Genomic DNA, 9,274 nt, shown 5'->3' with positions numbered 1-9,274 from the left:
ACCGGCGGTGTGACGCGCAGCGAGCCGGGTATGCCGGTTCGTATGGAGACACACAACGACAAGCGCAGGTTCGTGGCTCAGCGGCTCGACGAGATCATCGGAGCCCTGGAGACGAGTGCCCCGGGTCCCGGCGAACAGAGTCCGGTGCCGACATCGGGGGAGTTCGACGGATCCCTCGTGGCGGCGCAGCGGCACCGTACCGAGATCGAGACCGCCTCGGACGAACGGCTCGACGAGATCGCGGCCGGATACCCGGAGATCGCCGCGGCGTGGGAGCGAGACGGCTCGTCCTGAACCCGGATCACCCGGTCGCCACCCGTGCCCGCAGATCGTCCACACCCGGGCCGGACAACCGGGGCAGCGCCGCGCGACGGCCGGTGAGCAGCAACAGGATCGCGGAGATCGGTCCCCGGATCTCCGGCCCCTCGCCGACCGACCACGCGACGTCGGTGGCGGTGAGCCGGTAGCCGCGCAGGGGAAGGGAGCGGAAGACCCGGGCCTTGCCCCTGCCGCCTTGGGACCACACCCGCGCGGCGACCACGGACGCCGCGTCCGCGGGCATCCCGAGGTCGCGGTGCAGCGGGATCGCGACGTCCTGGCCGTGCACGAGGATGTCGGTCAGGGGCTCGAAGGCGGTCAGCCCCACATTGTGGCGGCGGGAGCCGATCGTCGCGCGCAGGTCCGCGATCAACCGGTCGGTCGGCAGCGCCGCCCGGTCGCGCGCGGCGGCACGGATCATCGAATTCATCGGGCCGGGATGCCGCAGGGCGATCCGGACGGCGTCCCCGACGGTCAACTGCTGCAGGGTCAGGTGGGCGGCGACGTCACGCACCGTCCAGCCGTCGCACAGCGAGGGCTGCGCCCATTCGTCGTCGGAGAGCTGTTCGAGCAGATCGGCCGTGCGCCCTCGCGCGCTGTCGATCGCGGCCCAGATTTCGTCCTCGTTCATCATGGGGCCCCTCTTGTCAGTGGAACACCGGTGGGCGGGTCCGGGTGCGCTTGAGTTCGAAGAAGTCAGAGAACCCGGACAGCAATCGCGCGCCCTCGAAGACGCGCACGGCGTCGTCGCCGCGCGGAATCGAGTTGAGCACCGGACCGAAGAACGCGACGCCGTCGATGTGGACGGTCGGCGTGCCGGCCTCGCGGCCCACTGGCGCCATCCCGGCGTCGTGACTGCGGCGGAGCGCGTCGTCGTACTCGGTCGAGTCGCCCGCGGACGAGAGTCGGGCCGGCAGGCCGGTCCGCTCGAGCGCACCGGCCATCGCGGTGCGATATTCGTCCGGATCGGGGTAGCGCCACCGATCGAAGATCGCGTCACCGAATGCCGTGTACAGGTCCCGCAGGACCGCCTCGCCGAACTGGACGGCGGCAGCGGTGGCCACTCGTGACGGACCGGCGGAACGTTCGATGTTGGCGAGATAGGCGGGATCGCCCGGGCGGTTCTCGTTGAGAACCCTCAGGCTCATCACATGGAATCTCAGATCGAGGGGCCGCCGGCGCTCCACTTCGAGCAGCCACCGGGACGCGATCCACGCGTACGGGCAGACGGGGTCGAAGTAGAAGTCCACGACGGGCGCTTCGTCGGCCATCTCGCACCTCCCGGGCGGGCCAACAAGTACGATGTTGGTACCAATATAGTTCGAGAATCGGACTATCTGCAAGGAGTGGGATGGCAGACGATCTCAATACCGCCCTGCTGATGTTCATCGCCGCCCGGTCGGCGGAGAACCGCATTCTCGCGGCGCTGCGGCGCGCCGGCTACGACGACATCACGCTCGCTCAGGCGCGGGTGGCTGCCCGCATCGGGCCCGACGGCACGCGGTTGACGGACCTCGCCGAGCAGGCCCAGGTGGCCAAGCAGACGGCGAGTTTCCTCGTCGACCAGCTCGAGCGGGCCGGCTACGTCGAACGCACCGTCGACCCCACCGACGCCCGTGCGCGACTCGTGCGGATCGCGCGGCGCGGCGCGGAGGCCCTCCCTGTCGCCCGGGCCGAGGAGGCCCGGATCGAGGCCGAATGGACCGAGCACCTCGGCGTGCGCCGGATGAAGCAGCTGCGCGAGGCGCTCACCCTGCTCCGGGAGATCACCGATCCGTATCGGCCCACGGGAGCGTAGTCGTCCGGTCGCATCCGGCTGGGACGTTCACCCGGTGTCACGCGTGCCGTACGCCGGGAACAATGTTCGCATTCCGGTGAAAGACGTTGTGCGGATCGTACTTCGCCTTGATCTCGGCCAATCGCGCGTACTTGTCCGGACCGTAGGTGGCGCGCACCCGGTCCTGCTCGAATTCGGTCATGGAGTTGACATACGCGCCGATGCCGACCGAATACGGGCGCAGGGCATCCCAGAGGGACCGGGCCCAGGCTCGCTCCGGTGGCAGCAGTGCGGGATCGGGACAGACGCCGATGATGAAGACTGCGAAGCGTGGCGTCCGTCCGCCGCCGAAGGCGGTGTCGTCCTCCCCGGTCTCGCAGTACGCCTCGTCCAGCCGGTAGAACAACAGGAGCGACAGAGGCGAAGTCTTCTGCGGCACGAACTCGACCACGGTCTCGATGACGTCGTCGGAGAGAGCTTCGAGGTAGCAGCCCTTGTCGTAGCAGTGGAAGCCCCACGCGTTGCTCTCGTCGAGCAGCTGTTGCACGTCTGGATAGGGCATCGGCGTGACGAACTCGAACAGCGGTGGCAGAGCGCGCCGAATTCGCGTCAGCACGTCCTCGTGCGTCTGCGCTGCTCCGAAACCGGTGACCAGAAGGGCATAGCCGGGCTGCAGATGGTACTGCTCGGGCACGAACGGGGCCGGTGGGGCGTTCACGCCGGCAACCACGATGTTCAGCTCGCGCGGCAGCGTACCGATCACCTCCCGGGCGAGCCGCAGCACCTCGGTGCCCTGATCCAGGCCCCAGAACAGGAGTCCGAATTGCACGACGGGACCGGCCTCGTGCAGGCGGAACTCGAATTCCGTCACCACACCGAAGTTTCCGCCGCCGCCCCGGATGGCCCAGAACAGGTCCGCATTCTCGTCCTCGGCGGCGCGCAGGATCCGGCCGTCGGAGGTGACCACCTCGGCCGATTCGAGGTTGTCTATGGTCAATCCGGCCTGCCGCGTGAGCCAGCCCATTCCTCCGCCCAGCGTGAGTCCCGCGACGCCCGTGTGACTGATCAGCCCAGCCGGGACGGCGAGTCCGTGGGCCTGTGTGGCGGCATCGAGATCACGCAGCAGGGCGCCGCCACCGACCCGCGCCCGTCTGCGCTCCGGGTCGACGACGACGTGATCCATCGATCCGAGGTCGATCACGAGGCCGTCGTCGACGACCGACGCGCCTGCGGTGCTGTGGGCGCCCGCGCGCACAGCCAGCTCCAGTCCGTGCCCGGTCGCATAGGCGATCGCCGCCTGAACATCGGCGGTACTCCGGCACTGTGCGATCGCGGCCGGACGGCGGTCGATATCGGCGTTCCACACCTTGCGGGCCTCGTCGTAGTCCGGATCGCCGGGTCCGAGCACCGGCCCCTCCATCGCGGCCCGCAGCATGCCGAGGTCGCCGGTCGTGTGAGTCATGTGTCCTCCCGAACCTGCCAGGAACGAGCGGACTCGCGGGCCGCGAGGCGCTCGGCGCGCTCCCGGATGCCGAGCAGCATCCTGCGCATCATCGGAAAATCGGCCAGTTCCATCAGTGCGACGGTGAGCGGCAGCGACGGTGCGGGCCGGTAGGCGGCCTGCAACCGGCTCACGAGCCGGGTCCGTCGCCCGCCGTCGACGGGATCGAGGCGCCACGACCACGTCGAATCCGGCTTCGCCCACACCAGGTAGCGCCCCGGATCGAAGGAGTGCACCCGGAAGGACGTCGCCGCCGTGGCCGGACTCGCCATCGGCGCCGCCACGTCGCCGACCTCGATGCACTGCAGACGCGGATCGATCGTCGTCGCGCTGGGCCGCCCCAGGTTGTCGAGACGGTCGTAGGAGTAGAAGCCGGCCCGGTTGTAGCCGACCTGGACGATCCACGGCCACACGCACTCGGCCGGCGCGTCGATCGTGAGGGCGCGGGTCGCGCTGAACGCCGCCGAGGAGAGGATGTCGTCGCCGGGCATCGGGCCGGCGCACTCGGCAGTCGTCGCTCCCCAGCGCCGGTGCCACCGGCGATACAGGACGAAGGCACTCACCGCTGTCGCGACTGCGGCGAGCGTGCGGATCGCCATGAGAAAACTGTTCCACATCGGCGCCGGGGAGAGAAGGTCCCGGCGGTCCCGCTCATCGGACGGTCCGGAGGGCGAGGGCGGCCTGCACGACCGCGGCATGCGTGAGCGCCTGCGGATAGTTGCCGAGGAAGGCGCCGGTGGCGGGATCCACCTCTTCCGGAAGAAGGCCGAGGGCGCCGGTGTGCCGCAGCAGGGTTTCGAACAGCTCCTCGGCTTCCGCCCGCCGGCCGGTGAGGGCCAGTGCCTGGGCCAGCCAGAAGGAGCACGGCAGGAATGCGCCTTCGCCTCCGGGCAGTCCGTCCTGTCCGGGCGGATACCGGTACAGCAGAGGGCCTCCGGCCGACAGCTCGCGCCGGATCGCGTCGATCGTGCCCCGCACCCGGTGCGAGTCCGGGTCGTCGATACCCAGAACGGGAAGCACGAGCAGGGCGGCATCGACGTCGCGGGAGCCGTAGGTGCGGGTGTATCGGTCTCCGAGCCGGTCGAAACCGCGATCGCGCACCTCTGCGGCGACGGCGTCCCGCACCGCGCGCCAGCGCCGGCGGCGACGGGCGGACAGGCGATGGGTCTCGGCGATGCGCAGGGCACGGTCGAGGGCCAGCCAGGCCATCATCTTCGAGTGCACATGGTGGGCGGCGTCGGCGCGGATCTCCCAGATGCCGGCATCCGGATCGCGCCACCGTTCGCAGACATGATCGGTGAATCCGCGTACCATTCGCCAGGTTTCGGAATTCAGCGACCGGCCGGTCCGGACGAACGCCCACGCGGCGTCGACGACCCAGCCGTAGCCGTCGAGTTGGTGCTGGTCGGCCGCGTCGTTGCCGAACCGCACGGGGGCGCTGCCGGCGAAGCCGGGCCATCCCGCCAGGGTGCGTTCGGCGGGTCCGGGCCGGCCGTCGAGTGTGAACAGGACCGGCAGGCGGGGTCGCTGCAGACGGCTCGCGTGCAGGAGCCACCCGAGGAACCCGCGTGCCTCGTCGACCTTGCCGGCCCCGAGAAACGCCGCGACGCCGATGCCGGCGTCGCGCGGCCAGGCGTAGCGGTAGTCCCAGTTCCGGATCCCCCCGGGCCGTTCGGGCAGCGACGTCGTCGGCGCGGCCACCGGTGCGCCGGAGGGAGAGTAGGTGAGCAGACGCAGCGTCAGCAGGCTTCGCACGACGGCCTCCCGGTAGGGCAGGTCGTGAGCGATGTCCGCCGTCCATGTCCGCCAGCGTGCCTCGTCCTCGGCCACGAGCTCCCACGCCGCGCCAGGAGTGAGGTGGATCAGCGGCTCGCGGTGAGCCACGGCCAGGACGACGGTGACCGGGTGGCCCGGGGACACGTGGATCGAGGTCGGCCGGCCCGGCGTGATCGAGGTTCCGGGATCGCAGGCCAGCGACAGGGCGAGCGAGCCCCACTCGCACACGAGATCGGGACCGCGCCGCCGAACCTTGGGCGCGCGGTGCCGTTCGCCGAACCTGGGGTCGAAATCGACTGCGGCTCGGACAGATCCGCCCTCGGCAGAGAGTTGCCGCACCAGGACCGTCGCCGGTAGCAGCCGCCCGGCCACCTCCGCGATCATCGCCTCGCGCAGGGTGAGCCGGGCGTTGCCGAGATCCCAGGTCGTCTCCAGCGTCGCGGTGTGCGTCCGGTAGCGGCGCCGGACGACAGGGGCGGGCCCGTCGGGGCCGAGCCGGAACCGCCCCGCCTGGGCCCCGCCGACGAGCCGGCCGAAGACGGGGTCTGCGTCGAAGCGCGGCACGCAGAGCCAGTCGAGCGATCCGTCCTCGGAGACCAGCGCCGCAGTGCGGGTGTCGCCGAGCAGGCCGTAGTCCTCGATCCGGGACGGCACGGCCGCGTCGTCCCGGATCCGTTCGAAAGTGCTTGCCGTGAAGGTCACTTCAGTTCACCTGCAACAGCAGTCCGAGTGCGACGCCGTAGACGAGATGTGCGACGACGGCGACGGTCGGGGTTTGGGCGCCGTAGTTCAGGCCGAGCAGGCCGGGCGGTTCGAGGACGGCGGTGCTGCGCGGGCCGGCTCGCTGGGATGCCATACGTGGGTGTACGCCCGGCAGCAGCGGCAGCAGGACCGTCAAGGCGACGACGCCGTGCAGCAGGCCGAGCGCCATGCCGAGCCACCACGTCGCCTGATGGAGAAGTGCGAAGGTGGCGGCGTACCCCAGGGCGAAACCCTGGCCGATCGCGAGGTGGACGAGGAAGCCGACCACCCGGGCGCGGTCCGGGTCGGGGGTGACGGCCGTGCCGAGCACCAACGGCAGGTCCAGTCGGCTGAAACCGGCCAGTTGGGCGGCGATCATGACCGCCGTCAGGACGGTGGTGGCCAGCGATCCGAAGAGTGCCCATCCGGCCCAGTCCATGGCATTTCACCTTCGGGTGCGGGAGCGGCAGATCCACGGCCGGCGTCCGCCGTGGCCCTGCCGCTCGAATTCACGGGGCGCCGGCGGCGACTCTGCGCCGGGCGGCCGGGGCGGTAGCCAGCCGGGCCAGGGCGAGGGCGGCGACCGCCAGTCCGACGTCGCGCAGTGCGATGTCGAGGTAGCCGCCCAGGGTGAGCAGATCGACGATGATGCCGAGCAGCCATGCGGCGACGACGTAGCCGCCGATCGCAGGCCGGATCGCGACGAGGATGCCGGCGAGGATCTCGACCGCTCCCACCGCGAGCATGGCCTGGTGGGCGGTGCCGGGGACGATGTCGTCGATCCAGGGGGCGAGATAGTGCTCCCACTCGGTGAGCAGGTTCGTGAACTTGTCGAGGCCGAAGGCGATCGGAGCGACGGTGAAGACGGTCCGGAGGAGGATGAATGCCTGGCGTGCTCCGACCTCGGCGTCGGTGCGGGTGTGAGGGGATGTGGCAGGGGAGAGAGGTGAGGGGCTCATCGAAGTCTCCTGACTTCTAAAAGAGAGTAGGCTCTATTTTAGATATGTGACGTAGATTACGTCAAGAAGTTTCTCTTTTAGAAGGAGGACGAGCGTGCAGGACGAGTTCGCGGAGCAGGCCGCAGGGATCGGGGCGCTGGCGGACCCGGTCCGGCGCTCGCTCTACCGCTACGTCGTCGCGCAGGCGGACGCGGTCGGGCGCGAGGAGGCGGCGGCCGCGGTGGAGGTGCCGGTGCATGCGGCGAAATTCCATCTCGACCGGCTCGTCGTCGACGGTCTGCTCGAGACGGAGTTCCGACGGCTTTCGGGACGGACCGGCCCGGGCGCAGGACGGCCGTCGAAGCTCTACCGGCGCTCGTCGCAGGAATTATCGATCTCCCTGCCCGAGCGTCGCTACGACCTGGCGGGGGAGATTCTGGCAACTGCCATCGAGCGGTCGATGCGTGAGTCGGTGCCCGTCGCGGAGGCGGTGCGGGCCGCCGCCACCGAGCGGGGACGGCGGATCGCGGCGGAGCCGGCCCCGGCGGACGGCCCCGCGAACGGAGGCGATGTCGAGGCACCGGCCGGCCTCGAGGGCGTGGCGCGGGTGCTCGCCCGGCACGGCTACGAGCCGCGCCTGTCCGGCGACGGGCAGATCCGGTTGGCGAACTGCCCCTTCGACCGGCTGGCCGGCGAACACCGCGACCTGGTCTGCGGCATGAACCTCGCTCTGGTCGAGGCGGTCGTCGCCGGGCTCGGGGCTGCCGGTCTCGACACTGCCGAGCTCGACACCGAGCTTGCCCCGGAACCGGGATTCTGCTGCGTCCGGATCCGGAGCGGGGACCGGTGAATCGGCGCCGCACCGCTCCCGCCGCGGAGGACGGGACCGCACCGGCCGGCGCGGTCCCGTCCGGGTGTCAGAGCCCGAGAGCTGCGGCTACCTCGCGCAGGGCCGGGACCGGGTCGTCGCGCATCGGCAGGGTCTGCACCGCGACGTGGTCCGCCCCGGCGTCGAGGTGCTCTCGCAGCCGGGTCGCGATGTACTCCGCGTCGCCGTGCGCGACGAGTGCGTCGACGACCCGGTCGGTGCCGTCGTTGTCGAGTTCCTCGGCGGTGAAGCCGGTGCGTTCCAGATTCGCGCGGTAGTTGCGCAGTTTCAGATACGGGTTGGCCACGGCCTTGCGGCCGACGTCGCGGGCCGTGGCGACGTCGGTGGACAGCACGATCTTCTGCTCGGGCGCGAGCACGACGTCCGGGCCGAGCACGTCGCGCGCCTCACGGGTGTGCTCGGGGGTGGTGAGGTAGGGATGGGCCCCGGCGGACCGGTCTGCGGACAGCTTCAGCACCTTCGGTCCCAGCGCGGCGAGCACCCGCCGCGCCGCGGGTACGCCCTCGCGGTCGAGCACGTCCAGGTATTCGACCAGCGCCGTGTACGGCTTGCGGTACGTCTCACCGTGCGCCTCGGGGTGGCCGACGCCGACCCCGAGCAGGAAGCGGCCGGGGTGGCGCTCCTCGAGCCGGTGGTAGGAGGCGGCGATCTCGTCGGCGGGAGCGGTCCAGATGTTGACGATGCCGGTGGCGACGACCACGGTCTCGGTGGCGTCGAGGAGGCGTTCGGCCACCTCGAGGTCGGCGGGCGGTGAGCCGCCGATCCAGATCGTGCCGTAACCGAGTTTCTCGATCTCGGCCCCGGTCTCCGGGGGGAGACCGGTCGCGTGCCGCCAGACGCCGAAACGGCCGAGCGGGGGAGTCTGCGTCGAGTTCTCTGCCTTCGTCGAATCCGTCACGCCGAGTCCAACCTCCACCGGTTCCGGTTTCATTCCGTCGGGCCGCGGCGGATATCGATCCCGCAACGGTTGCGTCTTTCGTGCTGCGGGGGCGGCGCACGGGTTTCGTGTCGCGTTAGCGTGGAGGGCGAGCACCCACTCCCCCCTGCGTGGGTGATCCGCCGGAAGGACCTCGCGGTCGTGCCGGCGCCCGACGACCCCGCCGGCGCTCTCGGATGTATGCGCCGGCGGGGTCCGTGCGTTTTCGGCGGGCTCGGCGGCCTCGGCTCACCCCTGTCGGCGCCGCAGCACCAGGTAGATGATCAGCGCCAGCAGCGCCCCGACGGCCACCGCCGGCCCGACCCTCTTCAGCACCGACCCGCGGGCGAACTGCATCAGGTCCAGCGGGGCAGCCTCGGTGGGTTGCGCCGCCGGGGCCGGGGTCACCGGCGCGACC

The 9,274-nt window shown here is 70.8% G+C and carries 11 protein-coding genes; 3 read left to right on the top strand and 8 right to left on the bottom strand.

Annotated elements, in window-relative coordinates; all coding sequences use genetic code 11:
• Positions 1 to 294, top strand: a 294-nt coding sequence (locus OEY_RS0112315; protein ID WP_010594174.1) for a hypothetical protein, incomplete at its 5' end; no start/stop codon positions are given.
• Positions 295 to 301: 7 nt separating this feature from the next.
• Here the strand turns inward: OEY_RS0112315 and OEY_RS0112310 are convergent.
• Both OEY_RS0112310 and OEY_RS0112305 read right to left on the bottom strand, forming a co-directional pair.
• Complete coding sequence (locus OEY_RS0112310) at positions 302 to 952, bottom strand: maleylpyruvate isomerase family mycothiol-dependent enzyme (RefSeq protein WP_010594173.1); 651 nt, start codon at positions 950 to 952, stop codon at positions 302 to 304.
• A 13-nt stretch (positions 953 to 965) separates the two neighbouring features.
• Positions 966 to 1,589, bottom strand: coding sequence for a mycothiol-dependent nitroreductase Rv2466c family protein (locus OEY_RS0112305; protein ID WP_010594172.1), 624 nt, complete (start codon positions 1,587 to 1,589; stop codon positions 966 to 968).
• A gap of 80 nt (positions 1,590 to 1,669) precedes the next feature.
• Here OEY_RS0112305 and OEY_RS0112300 point away from each other — a divergent pair, with 80 nt between their 5' ends.
• Positions 1,670 to 2,116: a MarR family winged helix-turn-helix transcriptional regulator gene (locus tag OEY_RS0112300; RefSeq protein WP_010594171.1), complete on the top strand. Its 447-nt coding sequence runs from the start codon at positions 1,670 to 1,672 to the stop codon at positions 2,114 to 2,116.
• 37 nt (positions 2,117 to 2,153) lie between these two features.
• Here OEY_RS0112300 and OEY_RS0112295 read toward each other — a convergent pair whose 3' ends face one another.
• The 5 genes from OEY_RS0112295 to OEY_RS0112275 form a co-directional block, all read right to left on the bottom strand.
• Entirely contained in the window at positions 2,154 to 3,557 is a 1,404-nt protein-coding gene (locus OEY_RS0112295) for an FAD-binding oxidoreductase (RefSeq protein ID WP_010594170.1), read from the bottom strand.
• Positions 3,554 to 4,195 (bottom strand): hypothetical protein, encoded by a 642-nt coding sequence (locus tag OEY_RS0112290; RefSeq protein WP_010594169.1) that lies wholly within the window; start codon positions 4,193 to 4,195, stop codon positions 3,554 to 3,556. Before OEY_RS0112290 ends, OEY_RS0112295 begins: the two co-directional genes overlap by 4 nt.
• Before the next feature lie 52 nt (positions 4,196 to 4,247).
• Positions 4,248 to 6,074 (bottom strand): glycoside hydrolase family 15 protein, encoded by a 1,827-nt coding sequence (locus tag OEY_RS0112285; RefSeq protein ID WP_010594168.1) that lies wholly within the window; start codon positions 6,072 to 6,074, stop codon positions 4,248 to 4,250.
• 1 nt (position 6,075) lies between these two features.
• The gene (locus OEY_RS0112280) at positions 6,076 to 6,552 is read right to left on the bottom strand and encodes a hypothetical protein (protein ID WP_010594167.1); all 477 of its coding nucleotides are present in this window, start codon (positions 6,550 to 6,552) and stop codon (positions 6,076 to 6,078) included.
• A gap of 70 nt (positions 6,553 to 6,622) precedes the next feature.
• The gene (locus OEY_RS0112275) at positions 6,623 to 7,072 is read right to left on the bottom strand and encodes a hypothetical protein (protein WP_010594166.1); all 450 of its coding nucleotides are present in this window, start codon (positions 7,070 to 7,072) and stop codon (positions 6,623 to 6,625) included.
• A 94-nt stretch (positions 7,073 to 7,166) separates the two neighbouring features.
• On the opposite strand from OEY_RS0112275, the gene OEY_RS0112270 reads away from it, so the two are divergent.
• Entirely contained in the window at positions 7,167 to 7,901 is a 735-nt protein-coding gene (locus OEY_RS0112270; RefSeq protein ID WP_010594165.1) for a helix-turn-helix transcriptional regulator, read from the top strand.
• 67 nt (positions 7,902 to 7,968) lie between these two features.
• On the opposite strand, the gene OEY_RS0112265 is transcribed toward OEY_RS0112270, so the two are convergent.
• On the bottom strand, positions 7,969 to 8,871 hold the full coding sequence (locus OEY_RS0112265) for an LLM class F420-dependent oxidoreductase (RefSeq protein WP_010594164.1): 903 nt from the start codon (positions 8,869 to 8,871) through the stop codon (positions 7,969 to 7,971).
• Positions 8,872 to 9,274: the final 403 nt, after the last annotated feature.

Source organism: Rhodococcus sp. P14 (assembly GCF_000256505.1).
Classification (GTDB): Bacteria; Actinomycetota; Actinomycetes; order Mycobacteriales; family Mycobacteriaceae; genus Rhodococcus; species Rhodococcus ruber.
This window is presented reverse-complemented; position numbering and strand designations above follow the sequence as displayed.

What these genes read in the sequence shown, in the direction of transcription:
- OEY_RS0112265 (WP_010594164.1), bottom strand. Translation starts at nt 8,871, where the DNA reads ATGAAACCGGAACCGGTGGAGGTTGGACTCGGCGTGACGGATTCGACG.
- OEY_RS0112295 (WP_010594170.1), bottom strand. Translation starts at nt 3,557, where the DNA reads ATGACTCACACGACCGGCGACCTCGGCATGCTGCGGGCCGCGATGGAG.
- OEY_RS0112300 (WP_010594171.1), top strand. Translation starts at nt 1,670, where the DNA reads ATGGCAGACGATCTCAATACCGCCCTGCTGATGTTCATCGCCGCCCGG.
- OEY_RS0112310 (WP_010594173.1), bottom strand. Translation starts at nt 952, where the DNA reads ATGATGAACGAGGACGAAATCTGGGCCGCGATCGACAGCGCGCGAGGG.
- OEY_RS0112275 (WP_010594166.1), bottom strand. Translation starts at nt 7,072, where the DNA reads ATGAGCCCCTCACCTCTCTCCCCTGCCACATCCCCTCACACCCGCACC.
- OEY_RS0112280 (WP_010594167.1), bottom strand. Translation starts at nt 6,552, where the DNA reads ATGGACTGGGCCGGATGGGCACTCTTCGGATCGCTGGCCACCACCGTC.
- OEY_RS0112305 (WP_010594172.1), bottom strand. Translation starts at nt 1,589, where the DNA reads ATGGCCGACGAAGCGCCCGTCGTGGACTTCTACTTCGACCCCGTCTGC.
- OEY_RS0112290 (WP_010594169.1), bottom strand. Translation starts at nt 4,195, where the DNA reads ATGGCGATCCGCACGCTCGCCGCAGTCGCGACAGCGGTGAGTGCCTTC.